This window comes from Homoserinimonas sp. OAct 916, assembly GCF_003260275.1.
GTDB lineage: Bacteria > Actinomycetota > Actinomycetes > Actinomycetales > Microbacteriaceae > OACT-916.
In genome coordinates this window covers 119,866-136,811 of the sequence record NZ_QJHB01000008.1, presented here as the reverse complement: position 1 = coordinate 136,811, position 16,946 = coordinate 119,866, and the positions used below count along the sequence as shown (strand labels likewise).

18 protein-coding genes are annotated in these 16,946 nt (G+C 62.5%); 6 read left to right on the top strand and 12 right to left on the bottom strand.

Annotated elements, in window-relative coordinates; genetic code table 11:
* The first annotated feature begins 166 nt into the window (after positions 1-166).
* On the top strand, positions 167-496 hold the full coding sequence (locus tag DL891_RS10955; protein WP_111720560.1) for a YciI family protein: 330 nt from the start codon (positions 167-169) through the stop codon (positions 494-496).
* Positions 497-676: 180 nt separating this feature from the next.
* Positions 677-2,884 carry a C1 family peptidase gene (locus DL891_RS10950; protein ID WP_111720466.1) on the top strand — a complete coding sequence of 736 codons (2,208 nt, stop codon included), beginning with the start codon at positions 677-679 and terminating at the stop codon, positions 2,882-2,884.
* Between the two features lie 153 nt (positions 2,885-3,037).
* Here the strand turns inward: DL891_RS10950 and DL891_RS10945 are convergent, their stop codons facing one another.
* The gene (locus tag DL891_RS10945; protein WP_157962477.1) at positions 3,038-3,355 is read right to left on the bottom strand and encodes a hypothetical protein; all 318 of its coding nucleotides are present in this window, start codon (positions 3,353-3,355) and stop codon (positions 3,038-3,040) included.
* 133 nt (positions 3,356-3,488) lie between these two features.
* Between DL891_RS10945 and DL891_RS17725 the strand changes: the two genes are divergently transcribed.
* Positions 3,489-6,446, top strand: a complete 2,958-nt coding sequence (locus DL891_RS17725) for a LuxR family transcriptional regulator (protein WP_111720464.1) — start codon at positions 3,489-3,491, stop codon at positions 6,444-6,446.
* On the opposite strand, the gene DL891_RS10935 is transcribed toward DL891_RS17725, so the two are convergent.
* The 5 genes from DL891_RS10935 to DL891_RS17500 all read right to left on the bottom strand — a co-directional run bounded on the left by DL891_RS10935 (position 6,424) and on the right by DL891_RS17500 (position 9,868).
* Entirely contained in the window at positions 6,424-6,981 is a 558-nt protein-coding gene (locus DL891_RS10935; RefSeq protein ID WP_111720463.1) for a carboxymuconolactone decarboxylase family protein, read from the bottom strand. The two genes, DL891_RS17725 and DL891_RS10935, sit on opposite strands and share 23 nt — an antisense overlap.
* Before the next feature lie 405 nt (positions 6,982-7,386).
* Entirely contained in the window at positions 7,387-8,175 is a 789-nt protein-coding gene (locus DL891_RS10930) for an alpha/beta fold hydrolase (RefSeq protein ID WP_111720462.1), read from the bottom strand.
* A 248-nt stretch (positions 8,176-8,423) separates the two neighbouring features.
* Positions 8,424-9,005, bottom strand: a complete 582-nt coding sequence (locus tag DL891_RS10925; protein WP_111720461.1) for a dihydrofolate reductase family protein — start codon at positions 9,003-9,005, stop codon at positions 8,424-8,426.
* Between the two features lie 297 nt (positions 9,006-9,302).
* Positions 9,303-9,689 (bottom strand): toxin-antitoxin system YwqK family antitoxin, encoded by a 387-nt coding sequence (locus tag DL891_RS10920; RefSeq protein WP_198668860.1) that lies wholly within the window; start codon positions 9,687-9,689, stop codon positions 9,303-9,305.
* Positions 9,686-9,868: a VOC family protein gene (locus DL891_RS17500; protein WP_368665629.1), complete on the bottom strand. Its 183-nt coding sequence runs from the start codon at positions 9,866-9,868 to the stop codon at positions 9,686-9,688. The genes DL891_RS10920 and DL891_RS17500 overlap by 4 nt, the downstream gene beginning before the upstream one ends.
* Before the next feature lie 354 nt (positions 9,869-10,222).
* On the opposite strand from DL891_RS17500, the gene DL891_RS10910 reads away from it, so the two are divergent.
* Complete coding sequence (locus DL891_RS10910) at positions 10,223-11,032, top strand: alpha/beta fold hydrolase (protein WP_157962476.1); 810 nt, start codon at positions 10,223-10,225, stop codon at positions 11,030-11,032.
* 148 nt (positions 11,033-11,180) lie between these two features.
* Complete coding sequence (locus DL891_RS10905; RefSeq protein WP_111720459.1) at positions 11,181-11,951, top strand: TipAS antibiotic-recognition domain-containing protein; 771 nt, start codon at positions 11,181-11,183, stop codon at positions 11,949-11,951.
* Positions 11,952-12,242: 291 nt separating this feature from the next.
* Here the strand turns inward: DL891_RS10905 and DL891_RS10900 are convergent, their stop codons facing one another.
* The 5 genes from DL891_RS10900 to DL891_RS10880 form a co-directional block, all read right to left on the bottom strand.
* Complete coding sequence (locus DL891_RS10900) at positions 12,243-12,710, bottom strand: YdeI/OmpD-associated family protein (RefSeq protein ID WP_111720458.1); 468 nt, start codon at positions 12,708-12,710, stop codon at positions 12,243-12,245.
* 4 nt (positions 12,711-12,714) lie between these two features.
* Positions 12,715-13,137 (bottom strand): VOC family protein, encoded by a 423-nt coding sequence (locus DL891_RS10895; RefSeq protein WP_111720457.1) that lies wholly within the window; start codon positions 13,135-13,137, stop codon positions 12,715-12,717.
* A gap of 10 nt (positions 13,138-13,147) precedes the next feature.
* The gene (locus tag DL891_RS10890) at positions 13,148-13,549 is read right to left on the bottom strand and encodes a helix-turn-helix domain-containing protein (protein ID WP_111720456.1); all 402 of its coding nucleotides are present in this window, start codon (positions 13,547-13,549) and stop codon (positions 13,148-13,150) included.
* A gap of 80 nt (positions 13,550-13,629) precedes the next feature.
* The gene (locus DL891_RS10885) at positions 13,630-15,180 is read right to left on the bottom strand and encodes a multicopper oxidase family protein (protein WP_232819117.1); all 1,551 of its coding nucleotides are present in this window, start codon (positions 15,178-15,180) and stop codon (positions 13,630-13,632) included.
* The gene (locus DL891_RS10880) at positions 15,165-15,578 is read right to left on the bottom strand and encodes a hypothetical protein (RefSeq protein ID WP_111720455.1); all 414 of its coding nucleotides are present in this window, start codon (positions 15,576-15,578) and stop codon (positions 15,165-15,167) included. The genes DL891_RS10885 and DL891_RS10880 overlap by 16 nt, the downstream gene beginning before the upstream one ends.
* 69 nt (positions 15,579-15,647) lie before the next feature.
* Between DL891_RS10880 and DL891_RS10875 the strand changes: the two genes are divergently transcribed.
* Complete coding sequence (locus tag DL891_RS10875) at positions 15,648-15,968, top strand: PadR family transcriptional regulator (RefSeq protein ID WP_111720454.1); 321 nt, start codon at positions 15,648-15,650, stop codon at positions 15,966-15,968.
* A 15-nt stretch (positions 15,969-15,983) separates the two neighbouring features.
* On the opposite strand, the gene DL891_RS10870 is transcribed toward DL891_RS10875, so the two are convergent.
* Positions 15,984-16,628: a permease prefix domain 1-containing protein gene (locus tag DL891_RS10870; RefSeq protein ID WP_111720453.1), complete on the bottom strand. Its 645-nt coding sequence runs from the start codon at positions 16,626-16,628 to the stop codon at positions 15,984-15,986.
* Positions 16,629-16,946 lie beyond the last annotated feature (318 nt).

Below are 16,946 nucleotides of genomic sequence, written 5' to 3'. Positions count from 1 at the left end.
GTTGCCGAGTGGCTTGCCGGGGGCGAGCAGCGTGTTCCCTAGCAGCTGTCGGGGCCTGGCCGGCTAAGGGGTGCTTACGATCTGCGGTCGAAAGGGAGCAGAGTGGTTGGTAACAGGGGCGAGCACTCGGCAAGGGCAGGCTTCCCGACCACAGGAGATGATCGAATTGCAATACCTGGTTTCAGTGATCCACGACCAGAGCGGCCCCGCCACCGCGGCCGAGATGGCTGCCATTGATGTATTCAACGACCGCATGGTGGCCGAGGGCCACTGGGTCTTCGCCGGCGGCCTCGCAGCGCCCAGCGCGACCACCGTCGTTGACGGCCGAAGCGCGGAGCCGACCTTCACAGCCGGGCCGCACACGGAATCGAAGGAGTTCGTTATCGGTTTTTGGATTTTCGAGGCCCCTGACTTGGACGTGGCGCTGAAGCTCGCCGCGGACGGCTCGAAGGCCTGCAATCGGAGGGTCGAGTTGCGGCCATTCCTGGTGGTATGAGCGTCGCCAATGGATAGAGTTGCCATCATCCAGATTCATCTCCACTAACTCCCGCTCCCGCGGACTCGATTCGGGCGGTGGTCGTCGTCGTTTTCCCATAGGCGAGGCGATTCGACGCGCGTAAAATCAAGCCAGCAGAAACCGGTAATCCAGTCAGTTTCTTTGCTCGGGAGGAACCTGATGGTTTCTACAATTGGCGAACTCAAGGCATCCGTTGCAACTATGGGAGAACGCGCGTGGCGCGTCGCTCCCGAATTGAAAGATGACGATCCGATTCCACAATTCCCAACTGGTGGAGATCTGAGCCAAATCCCCCTTGCACGCGACGTGCCCCCACTCAACCTGCCCGATCTTGTGTCAAGTCCGGTGGCGAACCCTCTTCTTCGTGCGCGCAACCTCCAGATCCAGGCCGACCTCCAGGCCGAAGTTCACATTGGTGTGGATTGGCGCACCCGCTGGGGCGGCAACTGGCTCGCCACTATGCAAGATCAGAACCCGTGCCTCAGCTGCTGGGCATTTGCGACGGCCGCTCTCGTGGAGACGATGGTTCGCATTGAACATGGCGTGTGGGCTAAGCGCTCAGAGGGCGACCTTCGCGATGGTTGGGGCGGCCCGATGGGCGAGAACTGGGTGGTTCGTGACGGTCCGAAAGCCACACCCTGCGCACACGGGGCCGGTGTTACCGGCGCGCTGGATTGGGTGACAGCCAACGGAATTGCAGATCCTGACTGCTACGCGTGGTCGTCGGTCGACAAGAACTATTCGCCCACCGCCGACCGAAACGGACGAACGGTACGCGTGCCGAAGTATACGAGCCTGGGCAGCGTCGACGACGCGAAAAGGTGGCTCGACAGCGTCGGACCGGTTATCGCAGGGTTCGACGCGTACGACGAATTCAGCGCGTACACCGGGCCCGCCGTTTATCATCAGTCGCCAATGGCGGCTAACCCCCAGGGCCACATCATGCTCGTGGTCGGCTACGACGATGGCCAGCAGTGCTGGATCGTGCGCAACTCCTGGGGGGCGGGCTGGGGGATGGGTGGGTACGGTCTCGTCGGGTTCGGGGAATGCAAGATCGACGCCTATTCCAAGCAGGGACTGACCGGCACGAACCCAGATCCGTGGACGAAGCGACGCCTGCACACCGGTAACTTCTTCGAGAGCGGCAATGGGCCCGAGCACCGAAATTTCGAAATGGTACGGGCGTCAGCGCCTCGCGCACGCCATCTGTGGCGTGACGGCGGCAGCGGCGGGTTTGTCTGGGCCGAGGCGGCCACGCTCGAGAATCCGAATGACATAGCGGCCGGAGCCGGATGCGTCGGCGAACCAGCCGCAACATCCACCACCTACGACCGCAATTTCGAAGCGGTCTATTGGGAGCTCTCCGGTCAACTCCGGCACTGGTGGATGGGGCAGGACGACAAGATCTGGCATGATGGCGGGCGGTTCGGCCCCACCGACACCGAAGGTTTTCCTGCGCTCATTCAAAGCAACTACGGCGCCCCGGGCAATCTTGAGGTTGTCGTGCGACGACGCGGCGGCATTCTGGAGCACTGGTGGCGTGAGGGAGCGCCAAACTTTGTCTGGCATGGAGGCGGCACAATCACCGACGAAGTCAAGATGAGCGGACCATCTCTCGTGCAGGCGAACATCGGAACCCAGGGCAACCTATACCTCGCGTGCGTGAGCAATTTCGGCACCATGCAATTGTGGTGGCGTGACGACGACGGCGATCACACGTGGAGACGAGGCGAAGTCTTCGGCCACGAGGTCGGAGAGACCCCGATCTGTATGATCCAGGGCCAATTCGGTGCGACAGATGAGCTCACTCCCGGAAACTTCGAACTCTGCGTAGCCGTCAACGGTCAGGTTCAGCATTGGTGGCGTGACAACTCTGCATTGCGCAGTGAAATTCCCCGAGCAGACTTCGCCAACCCCCTGGTGAGTGACGTCGCCCACCTCAAGGTCGATGGACCGTTGCTCGCTCACGCGAGCGATCGGAAATCGGTTCCCGACGATCTGCAGATCCTGCTCGCCGACAAGACGAATGAGGTGGTTGCGCGCGCAACACGATCGGCGCTCGGCAATGTGACGCTTGGCAGGATGACGCTCGGCAAGGAGTCGACGACCGGCGAATCCCTAGCGAACTCCTCCGCAGTTGAATCTCACGTGAAGGTGTCCGATCCGATCCACGCCGCGACTGTGGAGCCGATGAACCGATGGCACCAGTCGGCCACGTTCGGACATGATGTCAAGCATGTGTGGGGGCTTCTGCAGGGAAGCTTCGGCTTCAACCTCGAGGTCATCGTCGAAACCACGGATGGCGCACTTCAGCACTACTATCGTTCCGGCGACGGCTGGCACGAGGCCGAGGTGGTGGATGCGTGAGCGAGTCCGAAATCGAGCAGGCGGGAGAGTTCGACGCGTCGAGAGCTTCACGGTAGGTGAGCATGCTGAGGACTGACCTGCGATTCGCGTGCGCGAGCGGGTCAACGCGCATTTCTTGAGCACCCTTGAGCGCTCAATTCTGTCGACCATTGATCATTTTGGTATCTGCGCTCCCATCGCGTGGAGTCGTCCGGTGATCGGAGACCACTGATCTTCGGGCACCCAGTGCGGAGCGGGAACACCCGCACCGGTGAGATCGTCGCCGCGTACGAACTCGGTGCCGATACGTTCGAGCAGTCCAACGCCCGAGGTGCTCGCGACGTTGTGAGGAGCTGCCGTCTGGCGCACAGCGCCTGGCGATCCGGGCTCGCCGGGGTCAGGGAAGGCGAACGCCGCTGACACGCTCGTGGCGGCTACAAGGGCGATGGTCAAGGTGGCGATTGCGGCGGCCCTGGCGGTTGAAAAGTTCACGATCTTGCCTTTCAGGTGTGGGTTCTGTAACACCTTCAACAGTTGTCGCGCTGGGGGATCCGGGCATCGGGCACACCCCCTCAGGAAGCGCCGCAAACCCCTTAAATGAGGGCGGAAGTGGGACACTTGACAGATGGGCAGTAGCTCACGCGTGGCCGGGAACGTCTTCGCTGGTCGCGAGACGGAGACGTCCGAGGTGCGACGGTTTCTCGAAGACGCCGTCAACGGAACTGCCGGGCTGTTGCTGGTCACCGGAGAAGCCGGGGTCGGGAAGACGGCGCTCGTGGAACATGCCTGCGCCGAGTTCGCCGACCAGATGACCGTTTTGGCCGGCGGCTGTCTGCCCCTGATGAACATGTCCGTACCGTTCCTGCCCCTGCGGTCTGCACTGCGCACCCGGGGCGCTGGCCGTCCGGGGGCTTTGGCCACCCCCACCTTCGAGATCGGTCAATCGACCGACGGCGTGCCCGTGTTGCTGGACGCGTGGCTTGACGCGCAGTGCGAAGATCACCCGGTCGTTCTCTTCGTCGACGACCTGCAATGGGCCGACCAGAGCACGCTCGATGTGATCATGTACCTCGTCGCGGGTCCGCGCACCCGCCGGCTTGCCCTTGTGGCGACGATCCGCCACGGTGAAGCGGGTGAGGGCCACCCCCTTCACCGCTGGCTAGCCGACATGCGCCGAATGCCTGGCACCCAGGACCTTCTCCTGGATCCCCTGGATCGGCACGCCACCGCCCTCCAGCTTTCTGGCATTCTCGGTCAGCCTCCACACGAGTCCCTGGTCGAGGACGTGTTCTCCCACGCCCGCGGCAATGCGTATCTCACTCGCCTACTGGCGACTGGACTCCGCCCGGATTCGCGCCACATCGCCTCTGGTCTACCTTCTGATCTGGCGGGGGCGGTCCTGCGCTCCTGGACGAGATTGTCACCGCCGGCACGTCAGCTGTGTCGGGTTGTCGCGATCGGCGGCGCGCCGATCTCGGCCGTCCGACTCTCCCGACTCACTGGTGCCGGCCAGAGTGGGGATGGCGTCCCGGAGATGTTGCACGAAGCCGTAGAAGCCGGCGTGCTCGAATTGATGCCGGATGGTCGGTACTGGTTCCACCATCCGATGATTGCAGAAGCACTCCACGAATCATCGCCTGGCGATGAGCGCCAGATGTGGCATGCGGCCTTTGCTGATGACCTCGAACAGGAACTGATATTCAGCGGGCACTGCCCTGTGGAGACGATTGTCGCCATCGCCGACCACCGCCACGCGGCCGGGCAAATGGATCAGGCATTTGACTGCGCGCTGAAAGCCGCGGATGCGACCCGAGCCGCTGGCGGAGGCGCAGAAATGCTGCGACTGCTCACCCGGGCGTTGGCCCTCCGCAGCGGAGTGTCCTCGGGTGTCCCAAGTCGTCAGGAACTGCTTGTGCGCTTGGTCTCCGCAGCCGAAATCACTGGTGCCGACGGTGAGGAGCTGAAGGCAATCGAAGCGCTCCTCGACGAGGTCTCCCCGGTAGACAAGCCACTGGAGGTCGCCGGGCTACTCATGCGACGTTCATGGCTTCGCCTGAGAACCGGGGTGTCGTTCCATTCCGTTGACGAAGCCCGCGAAGTAGTGAACTTGACTGAGGCTCTCCCTGAAAGTGCTCAGTACGCGTGTGCGCTGGCATCGCTGGCGTTGGCGGAGTATTGGAATGACGACCCCCGCGGGCGCGATCATGCGACGGAGTCACTCAAAATTGCCTCCGGTATTAGGGACCCGAGGGCACTGTCTTACACGCTCTATATCAACGGTTGGGCTGCCCTCTTCGACGGGAACAATGACCGATGCGTGGCACTGGCCGCTCAGAGCGCGGAAATGGCACGGGAAGCCAAAGACCCGATGACCCTCGTCGGGGCAGCCGTAGTGGAAGCGCAAGCCGTCAACGCCGTCACGACCCGCGGCTTCGCGGAATCCATTCGAAAGCGCCGCATACAGATGGCCGAGATGAAGGCGGCCCATCCTTACATCGCGATTCTGGCCGGGTGGGAAGCGTCAGCGTGGATAGGCATCGGAGAATGGCAGGAGGGGCTTCGATGTCTCCGTGTCGCGCTCGGTGCCAACCCCGGGCCGATGGCTGACGTGCAGGCACGATTGACGGCCGCGAAGTTGGCCGTTCTTCAAGGTCGCGCACGGGAAGCCCGCGGCCACCTGGACCGTGCCGAAGAAATCTTTCAGGAGTCCGCCGCATACCGTTCATTCGAATTCGACGTTGTTCGGGCAGAAGTCTGCTTGGCGGAGGGTCGGCCCGCCGACGCGTACGATGCGGCATTGTCGGGGTTGGAGTCGAGCGGAGTTTCGCCGAACCTCTGTGAATGGCTGCTTCCGCTCGCCTCACGCGCTCTGGCCGATCTCTCGGAGCATGCACGCGATCAGGGCCTGAACCCAATGCCGCACAGTGACGCCGTTGACTCGTTGGTAGCACGGTTTCCCGACATCGTCCGAGACTCCGGCGAGCCGACCGATACCGCGAAGCGCCAGATCGAAGCCTTGGCAGCGTTGTACAGCGCGGAGGTGGCGCGCGCGCACCGATCTCCCGATGCTGCTTCGCTCTGGAATACCGCCGCCGCCCTGTTGAACGCGGCCACACTCCCGTGGGAGGAGGCGTATTGCTACCAGCGCTGTGCGGAGGCGCTGTTGATTGACGGGAGTGGTCGTCGTGCGGAGGCTGCCGTGGCCGTGCGGGCGGGCCTATCCCTCGCACGTTCTCTCGGGGCTGATCCGGTGATCGACGCGCTGAACGTTCTCGTGGATGCCGCCCACATACCGGTCGAGGAGGTCCAACCCGAGATGCGCTTTGCGGATGACCCCATCCGAGCTGTTCTCACCGACCGGGAGCGGGTCGTCCTCAGTCATCTTGTGGCGGGTCGCACGTATGGTGAGATCGCTCGGGAACTCTTCATCAGTGAGAAGACGGTGAGTTCACATGTTTCGAACCTGTTGAGAAAGACCGGGACCAGGAACCGGATCGCTCTTGCGCGCCTCGTGAAGAATCAGGACGGTCCTCACAGCGGCCAGGAACGAACCGAGGTCACTACACCGTCAACGCATCTTTGAGACTCGGGCTGAGCCCCGGCGGGACGTCGACCTCGACGGCGAGGGCGTGCAGGGCTCGACTGAAGTAGTTGCGTACGGATGCGGCCAGGGCGATGTCGACAACCTCGCGGTCGGTGAACCCCATCTCGCGCAGCCGCAGACTGTCCGCATCCGTCATCGACGCCGAATCCCGGCTGAGTTTCGCGGCGAAGTCCATCAGAGCAACGTCCGCGTCGCTGAGGAGCGCGTCGTGGTAGTCGCGGGCGATGCGCTCCAGCTGCTCCTCCTCGAACAGCTTCAACGATTTGCGGCCGTGCGCGTACCGGCACGCCCGCGAGCCGACCGCATCCGCGGCGGCCAACGTTGCGAGCTCGAAGCGACGCACTCCGAGCTGCGACACGATGGCGCGCACCAATTGCTGGAATGCGCGGAAGGCCTCGGGGTTCACCGCCATCATGCGGGTGTGGCTCGGCACGTAGCCGATCTCGGAGATCTCCGCGGCATATAGGTCGGCCACGAGCCCGTCGGTTTCCTCAGGAGTTTCAATGATGGACATGGCAAACCCTCCTCGAGTTCACAAAAGGCCTGTTGCGAGACTCACTGTTTTTCGGTTCACGGCGATCCGCTTCAGGTGTGGTTCGACTTCCGCGTCAGCGACCGAATGTCGTAGATTCGTTGTCGAAACCATGCCCCAGTCTCGATCGGGGGCCAGCACCGCCGCTTGAGGCATCCGCCTCAAGTGGCGGCGATAGCGGCGAGGATCGCGTGAGCCACCTCCGGCCCCAGGATGTCGCTGTGACCGGAGGTCACCGAATCTGCACGCAGATTGTAGACCCGTCCGCCATAGAACTCATGTTCCAGCCGCGCGTCCCAACCTCGCTCGTCGCCTGGCGACGGGCGTGGGGATTCCCATTCACACGCGCACTGGACATGCACCGAGTCGCACTCCGTGCGGCCGGGCTCAGCCGAAAAAGTCGATCAGGTGCGGTGCCAGCACCCCGGGGTCGACGTTGTGATCCTGGCCCGCCACCGTGAGACGGCGCGCGCCGGGCACCACCGCGACGACCGCCTCGGCCGCACGGGCCGCCCACGCCGGGCTCGCCCCGCCATCCATGATGAGGACTTGTGCCGCGATCGAGCCAAGCCGCATGGCGGGAACGACACCGTCGCCGGTGAGCGCCAGATCATAGGGGAGGGTGTGCGCGACCTCGAGGAGACCCGGCCAGAAAGCGGCGTGCTTCGCGCCCTCGATGGCCTGGTCGGGCATTCCGGTCAGGCGCATGAATGCTGTGGCCGCCGCTTCACGATCGTCCGCCGCGATTGCTGCTCGCACGCCTCCGTCTGTGAGTGGGGTCGAGTCACTCGGGTCTGCCGTGTACGGCGGCTCATAGGCGGCAAGGCGGCTGATCGGAAGCCCGCGGGAGGTGGCCTCGAGCCCTAGGATCGCGCCCGAGGAATGGCCGTACGCGAAGACCTCGCCGCCGACCGCGTCGATGAGGGCGGCAAGATCTTCGATCTCGCGCTCCACGGCAAATGGCGGCACGCCTCCCACGGCATCCGCATCTCCGCTGTCGACCCTCCCGCGCCGGTCGTACGTGACGATGCGCATGTGCGGGGCGAGCAGAGGCACGAGGGCGCCAGGAGAATGGCGCGTGTTGAACGCGCCGCCGATCACGATCAGAGTCGGCCCGTCGCCGACGAGATCGTAAGCGATTGTGGTGCCGTCGGCGGATGTCGCGGTGTGGGTCATCTCTGCGCCTCTTCTTTTCGGGGACCACCGGCGCGCAACGTTGCAACTACTCCCGAGGGCGCGATCGAGCCGGACTCAAGTCTAGATCGCGCACCCGCAAACGGGACCATTGCCGAGTAGATTCACCGGCATGCCTCAATCAGGGCGGCCCCGCCACCGTTTCCTTTGCGGCGCAATATCCGGAACGGGTAAAGACGTGGGTGCTGGGCGGAAGTCGATGAACTCCAGCTGGTGTCGCTTGAGCGGCGTTAGGCGGTGCCCCGGAAGGTAGCGCTTCGTGTCGAGTGGCGCACGTAGATCACGCCATTGCCGAACCTCCGATGGTCCAGCAGCTCGAGGTCGACTCGTATGCCCCGGGGGAGCGCCGGCTTGCCGCCGCCCACGATCACCGGGCATACGAGCAGCACGCACTCGTCGACCAACCCGTGCCGGAACGCATGCGCCGCGAGGGCCGCGCCGCCGATGCTCAGGTCCGAGCTGGATGCCTCCTTGAGCTGTCGTACCACCTCGGGTTCGAACTGCCGCTCGATCCTCGTGCGCGCCGTCGACACCCCTTCGAGCGTCGATGAGTACACGATTTTGTCGGCGTCCCGCCAGATTTGGGCGTACTCGCGGACGACCGCCGGCTCGGTCGTCAACCAATCGTCGTTCTCCCAGACGCGCATCGTCTCGTACATGCGGCGGCCGTAGAGCGATGTGCCGATGTGCCGCTCGTGCTCATTCCAGAAGGCGTGCACCTCCTCATCCGGAACGGACCAGTCAAAGGAGCCGCTCTCGTCCTCGAGATAGCCGTCGAGCGAGATATTGGCCGCGTAGATCAACTTGCCCATGGGTGCCTCCGGTCGGACGGGTGATTACTTTTTACAGCGTTTCTACAGCGTCAGAGCGGCACCGGCAAGAAGATTCACTGTGAGATTCGGGAAGTCGAGCCCGTTTGCCGTTTTCTCAGCCCTTCGATACCTCTCAGGATTCGTTGACGTTGACGTTGACGTTGACGTTGATGTTGATGTTGACGTTGACCTTGATGTTTCTCTCTTGGTCATAACGATCATCCCAAGCATTTTCGGACCATATGAAGTGGCTCCCTGGACCGTATTTATAGCCCAAGAGGTGCAGACAGGGACCGCTCAGCTCGGGCCTCGATGTTTCGTGGTTTTCTTGATAGCGCCCTCCGGGTCGTAGTAGGTCCACAGTCCGGACTTCACTCCCCGGTCGAAGGTGCCCTCATCAATGGGCGCACCGCTCTTAGTCCAGCGTTGCCAGAGTCCATGCTTGTCACCGTTCAGAAATCCACCTTTTTGCAGCAATCCACCGGTCTGCCGATACCAGATGCAGTCACCATTGAGTACGCCGTCGTCATAGTGGAACGCGGAGCGAAGCGCGCCGTCCTGAAAATAGTGTCGCCATAACCCGCAACGCTCACCCTCGAGGTAATGTCCCGAGATGGTGCCGCCGTGGGGATCGGATTCTTCCCAGAGTCCTGTCTTCCTGCCCTCGTCATCCAGTAGATTCACGGCATGCTCGCGATCTGGATCAGGTTGCCGCAAGCATCGTCCACGATCACGGTGGTTACCGGGGCCCTGGACAAGGCTGGCTGGGTGAAACGAACACCGAGCGCGACAAGCCGCTCATATTCCGCCCCCACGTCATCCACGCCGAAACTCATGAACGGGATTCCATCCTTGACAAGCATCGACTTGAACACTTTCGCCGCAGGTGCCCGTCCGGCTCGAGCAGCAGTTCCACGCCGTCTTGCGTGTCGGGCGCCCGCGACGTGGTCGCCGGGGACCGTTCGACGCACGATCCGCCAGCTGCGGCTTCGCGATAGCCGTAGTAGGCACGAACGTAGTCAGCCAGCCCCGGCGGTGGCCGACGCACAACCAGCTCGACGAACTCTGCTGAGATCATGTGATAAAGATTACGACCGAAGTGCAGGTGGTGTCGATTCAAGCGGCTCATGTCAGTGCTATGGAAACTGCAGACAGCAGTTTCAGGCTGTATCGGTTGCCCAGCGTGCTCGCGCGTCAAGGGAGTATTCTTTGAACCCATGGACGGTGAGCGCACAGTCGTTGCCGGTTCTGACGGCGTGGAAATCGGGTTGATCAGCGCAGGTAGCGGGGACCCGTTGCTGTTGATCCACGGCGGCATGGGGCGCCTGGAGCGATGGGAACCGCTCTGGGCACCGCTGGCTTCGCGATTCCGAGTGACCGCGATGGACCGTCGCGGCCGCGGAACCAGCACGGACGGGGCGAGTTACTCCGCGGCACGTGAAAGCGCCGACATCGTTGCAGTCATACATCATCTGGCCGGGCAGGCCCACCACGGCGTCAATGTCATGGCTCACAGCATCGGGGCAACGTTCGTGATCGACGCGGCGGCAGGTAACGCCGATGTGCGTCGGCTCGTGCTCTACGAACCACCGGGCCCGGAAACAGTCGCCGGTGGTTGGGCTGACCGTGTCGCCGAACTTGTCTCCCACGATGAGGTCGGCCGTGCGGCAGCAAGCTTCCTGCGCGACATTATCGCCCTATCACCGAAAGAGATCGATCGGCTGCGCGAGCAGAGCGGCGGGACTGACGTGCTGGCGATCGCGGCCGCAACACTCCCGCGTGAGGCGCGCGCCCTGGAGACCATCGACTTCGGGAGCTCTCGCACGATCACCGCGCCCACACTCCTACTTCTCGGTAGCACCAGCCCGGTCTGGGCCCGATCGATCACACACCAGCTCGAGTCGCTGATCCCGCACGCCCGGGTTGTCCAGCTTGCCGGCCAAGGGCATGAGGCGATTGATAGAGCGCCAGACCTCGTGCTGGAGGTACTTTTAGCCTTTTTCGAACCGACAACAATGCCGCAATGAACCCGACGATCCGAGGAGCGAAGGCGTCGGTGGCGAACGCGACCATGCACCCACAAATGCGTGTCCGAAGAATTCGAGGCCACATAGGGGCGCCCGCTTGACCTGGACGTAACGTCAACCCATACAGTCGATCTGGAAAGGAGACAGCATGAACCCCGAAGGCGACTGGAGTATCCAGGAAATAGCCCGGTTGGCTGGCACCACACGACGCACTTTGCGTCACTACGACGCCATAGGGCTTGTGACACCTAGCCGAATCGGCGACAACGGATACCGCTACTACGACGCCGGCGCCCTGGTACGGCTGCAGCGTGTGCTGCTGCTGCGTGAACTCGGGCTCGGCCTCCCCGCAATCGGCGAAGTGCTGGCCGGGCAACGCGACGACACCGCCGCGCTGCGCACGCACCTTGAATGGTTGGTTCACGAACAACAGCGACTCGGCAGGCAGCGGGCCAGCGTCGAGCGCACCATCACAGAACTGGAAAGAGGCGAGAAACCGATGGCAGAGAAGATGTTCGACGGCTTCGATCACACCGAATACAAAGACGAGGTCGAGCAGCGTTGGGGGAAAGATTCCTACACGAAGAGCGACCTCTGGTACAGGTCGCTGTCGCAGGATCAGAAGGACGACTTCTTGATCGCCGCAGCCGAACTCGGCGCCGACTGGGCGGACGCGGCTCAAGACAGTGTCGCGACCGATTCCGACGAAGCCCAGGCGCTCGCGAAACGGCAATACGATTGGCTGGGTAGCATCCCCGGCACTCCGCGTACGCCCGACGGTCACCCGACGAAGCAATACTTCACCTGGATGGGCGAGACGTACGTCGCTGACGAGCGCTTCGCGAAAAACTACGGCGGACTCGCGGGGGCGACCTTCGTGCGCGACGCGATGGCCGTGTTCGCCGAGCGCAACCTATAGCCGATACCTGGGTATCGGTCACTCAGGGGTGGAGGTCTCTGATCGAATAGACGCTGTTCGAATAGACGTGGGTCAGCCGCCTCGAGGAACCTGGCTCAGACCGGACTCCCTGGAGCGACTGCCACAGCGTGTGCCCGCATCCATGGCGCGCTGGCCGACCCGTTTGGGGAACGCCTTCCCGCCTGAAAATCGGTGTCGTTCGCACGTTAACGAATGGCATTCGATGCGCCTTCCGGTGTTCGTCCGGCTCGCTTGTTTCGGAATCGATTCCTTGGAGCAGTGCGCCGGGTTTCAGCGCCTCTTACCTTCTAGGAAGAGGGCGACCGTCTTGTCGACACGTCTCTGACGGGTTTCACCGGTTTTGGCGCCGGCGATGTTGTCGAGGTGGTACCGCTGGAGGCTGTTCGACAAAGTCGCGAAGAACTCCTCGGTTCCGGGATTCGCTTGTAGTGCATCGGCAAGATCGGCGGGGATCTCGATGGCTCTGGGAGTCTCGTTGATTGTAATCGTGACGTGGATCGGGTCTCCGGCCGCGAGACCGGAGGACTTGCGGACGGCGGCGCTCACACTGATGAGTGACTGCCCCGCCATGACGCCGATCGTACTGCGATAACAGTATCCGTTCACCTCGACATCGACCGCGGGACGCCTGCCGCCGGCGAGTTCGTGGAGTACTCCGGCTGGAACCATGATTCCCGTGTTGGTACCGATCCCGGTCAGCGTGGTGTCGAATGAAACAGCTTGGGAATTCGTGACCACGGATTCAACCTTGCTGTGAATCGAACATCTGCCCGATACGGATGGCGTTGCCGAACGGGTCGCGGATACCGAAATCGATGCCGTACGGCTTCTCGCTCGGTTCGTCGGTGATATCGACGCCCCGATCGCGAAGTGTCTCGAATGTCGACTTCGCGTCATCGGTAGTGATGCTCAGCCAGCCGCCCATGGCGCCCTTGCTGAGAAGGTCCGCAACATGCGCAGCGGTAGTGTCGTCCATCGCTGGTGCGCCAGGTCTTTCCAGCAGAATCTCCCGACCGGGTTCACCGGGCACGCAGACGGTCAGCCATCGCATGAACCCGAGATCCATGTCGGCGACGACATCGAGGCCGAGTGTGTTGGTGTAGAAGTCGAGCGCAACATCCTGGTCAAGGACGAAAAGTTGGGAGCGGGTAATTGCATTGAACATGGAAATGACCCTACGGCTCGTCGATCGGTGCTGCTTCTCCAAAACTGCTCGGTCGCATCCAGGCTCTCACGAAGCAGGACGGCACCTCAGTGAAAGCTGCGCGTTGACGAAACAGCGACGGTGTTTCGCCGACGATGTCCGTGAAGGTGCGCGAGAACGAACCGAGGCTCGAGAAGCCCACCTCCATGCAGATGTCGGTGACACTGGTGCGGGTGGTGCGCAGCAAGTACATGGCACGTTCAATTCGACGTCGCTGCAGGTAGCGGTGCGGCGTCTCACCGAACACAGCTTTGAAAGACCTGATGAAGTTCGCCTCCGACACACACGCCACCGCGGCCAGATCACGCACGGTCAACGGCGCCGAGAAGTCCCGATCCATCGCGTCGCGTGCACGCAACAGCCGTCGATTCATTGCAGGGTCACCGGCCACGAAACCATTCAACCACCGCGTGGACGCAGCGTCTGGGAGCGGTGTCACCAGGAATCGATTTGTCAATGGCGCGCGCTGTGTTCGTGACTCATGGAGATGTGATCGGGCCCTGTGCCATCGGTTGTAACGAGGAATTGACCCATCATTCCCTGGTCTTCGTGCCGGAGGAGGTGGCAGTGCATCATGTATGGGATGAGGTCGTCGGTGTAGTCCTCGAAGCGAGTGATAAGTCTGGTTCTCTGTCCGGGTACGACGGGAACCGTGTCTTTCCACCCGTTGAGGTGTGACGGAGGCGGCTCGCCGTCGATGTCGAGGATGCGGAATTGCACGTCATGGATGTGGAAGTTGTGTGGAAAGGGATCGGTAGTGAACACCTCCCACACCTCGATGTCGCCGACGCGAATAATCGCATCGATGCGCTCCATGTCCATAAGTTTCCCGTTCAAGAACGGCATCTTCAGTTCGAATGTGCGGGTGTGTGCTGACTTCGCTTCGTCCAGCGCAGCCCGCTGGTCGGTGGGAAGTCGCCACGGCATGGCGGTACCCATGTTGGATGCAGCACGGAACTCGGTGAAAGTGCCCGGAGTCATGTCGGAGACTCCGGCGTTGCCGCCCGGCAGGTTGGGGCGTTCGGTGCGTAACTTGACGCGATCGCCCGGTCGGAACTGCACGATGATTTCGGCGCGTTCTGCCGGGGAGAGCGGCAGGTGGCCCAGTTGGACGGGTTCGCTCAGCAAGCCGCCATCGGTACCGACAAGCGTGAATGTGCGGTTGTCGTCGAAGCTCAGGTCCAGGAAGCGGGCGCTGCATCCGTTGAGCACGCGCAACCGGACCAGCTCAGTCGTGACGTCGAAATGGGTTCCGCTGAGGCCGTTGGCAAGAAGGGTGTTGCCAATTGTGCCGAGCGCATTGTCCCCGTCTACAAGGGCGATGTGTCCACCCGAGTCGAGGAACCGGTCTTGCAGGATGAGCGGGAGGTCATCAACGGCGTACTCCTGAGGCAGTCCGGACGCGAGGCTCGCGTCGTCATCGATGATAAAAATACCTGCCAGCCCCGCCAGCACCTGGGCCTCGGTCTGACCGTGTGGGTGGGGGTGATACCACAGCGTGGCAGCAGGCTGTTTGATCTCCCACTCGGCGGTACCTGTCTCACCGGAAGCGATCGGGGTATGTGGCCCTCCGTCCATGAGCGCGGGCAGGTGCATGCCGTGCCAATGCAGCGTTGTCGGCGCGCTCAGATCATTGCGGATGTGAACGCTGATGTACTCACCGTGTCGCGCGCGCAGGGTTGGGCCAAGGAAGGCGCCGTTGTAACCCATGGTCGGCGTCCGTACTTCTGGGCGGCCGGAGATGAGCTGGCTCTGGCCTGCCGCAGCGGTAAGGACAAAAGTGCGTTTCCCGCCTGCAAGCGAGGATGGTGCAAGAGGGGGGATGGGCAGTGGCGTCGTGCCGGACGGCGGGAACGTGCTCTGGCTGGGGGTGCAGCCCGTGAGCGCGAGCACCATGCCAGATCCCACAGCGCCCGAGGCGATCAGGAACTCACGTCGCGTCATCCCGAGCCCGAGCAGACTTCGTTGCCGCGGGGTCGGGTACTCGTTCACCGTTCCGGCCATTTCGTGACCGACTGAAGGCCCCATGCGATCAAACCGCAGATGAACCCTCCCAACGTGCCCAGAGCGATGAGCGCGACGATCCCTATGGGTGCCTTCAGCAGATCCATTGAACCGGAGAACACGAGTTGGATTGCGCCGACGGCAAGCACGGTGAGTGCCCCGCTCACGAGTCCGGTCAGCACGAGGGTTGCGAGCGGACGTGCCGTACGGGCGAGCCAGACGATCACCACCCATGCTGCTGCGATCAGGAGCCAAATCCAGGCGGCCGCAGGGGCGATCGAGCTGGCAGAATTGCCGAGTTGGTTGACGACCACGGTGAGGGCCGGTAACAACAGGCTCAATGATGCCAGCCCGACAACGTTGCGAAGTCGGATGGAGTCTTTCGTGCCGTCAATCAAAATCGATCCAATGAGTAGGCTGTCTACATGTAGACAGCCATGCTATTACATCTACTGTAGTCTGTCTACATGAAGGCTGATGCCCTGCGTGGACACCTCGACTCGCTGATCCTCGCCGTCGTGGACGAGCAACCGCTGCACGGCTACGCGATCATCGAGGCCCTCCGTGGGCGTAGCGGCGGCCAGCTGGACATACCCACCGGCACGGTCTATCCAGCGCTGCGCCGTCTGGAGGCGGCTGGTTACCTCACTAGCGGATGGTCGACAACCGCTGGCCGTCGGCGCCGCACGTACGCTCTGTCGTCGGCGGGGCATCGCGCACTGGCAACTCAGCGACAGGAGTGGGTTGCGTTCTCCAAAGTCGTCAGCGCTGTGCTCAGTCCGAGCTGAGCTGCGGTGCCCGATTCATGCCGCATGCAGACAGAGGCGAGCAGTGTTTGCCGTCCATGCCATCGGCAGCACCATCAACACCGAGACAAGAATCCAGGCCGTCGCTGAACCGTCATTGTCCAGGATCAGGAGTGTTACGCCGACAACGGCTGAGCCGATGGCTCCGCAGGCGACAGAAATCCCCGTCCAGCGGGCGAAGCGTTGCCCCACAGATAGCCATCGCTGACCGATGCCCGAAATGGCAACCGCGACGAAGGCGATGATCAATGCGCTGAAGCCGAGCCACTCGATCGTCGTGTGCAGAACGGCAGAAAGCCACTGCGCGTCGTTGCCCGGCAACGGGGCAAGTAGCAATCCCTTGTCCCACAAAAAGGCCTGCGGGAGCAACAGAGCGAGCAAGGTGACCGCACATCGCCTGGCAGCCGCGACTGCCAGCACTGCTTGATAGGTCGGAGCAACCTGTATCACCGGCCCGAATTCCCGCACAGCTTGTTCGGCGGCCGATCGCCGGTCTAAACCCACGCACTCATACGCCTCGGTCGCATCGATCAGGTGATCGCGAGCCTCGGCAACCAGGCCACGCCGAACTCGGCTGGGACCATGCAAAGCACGACCCAGGGCCACGACGTAATCTTCGATCACAGTCTCGACCGCATCCATAGCTACTATTCTGCATCATCGTTCGGTCGCCGCGATGGCAAAGCGATGCCGGTGCGGCCAGACGCCGTCCCCGAACACCAGAAAGCGGTATCGAGGTGGAGAGCAGAACAGCCCCGGTAAAAAGGGGTGGTTGATCCGCAGGCCGCAGCCGGCCGACTGGACCACCCGGTAGTCGACAAGCAGGTCGCGGCACTCATCAATACGAGTGGCGCGGTTGATTCCCGTGTAAACAAGACGTCCTTGCTGCAGAGCGGATGTTCCTTCTTGCGTCGAGTCAGTAGCAGATCTTAGAGTTAATGCAGTTCGTAAGCACCTCAG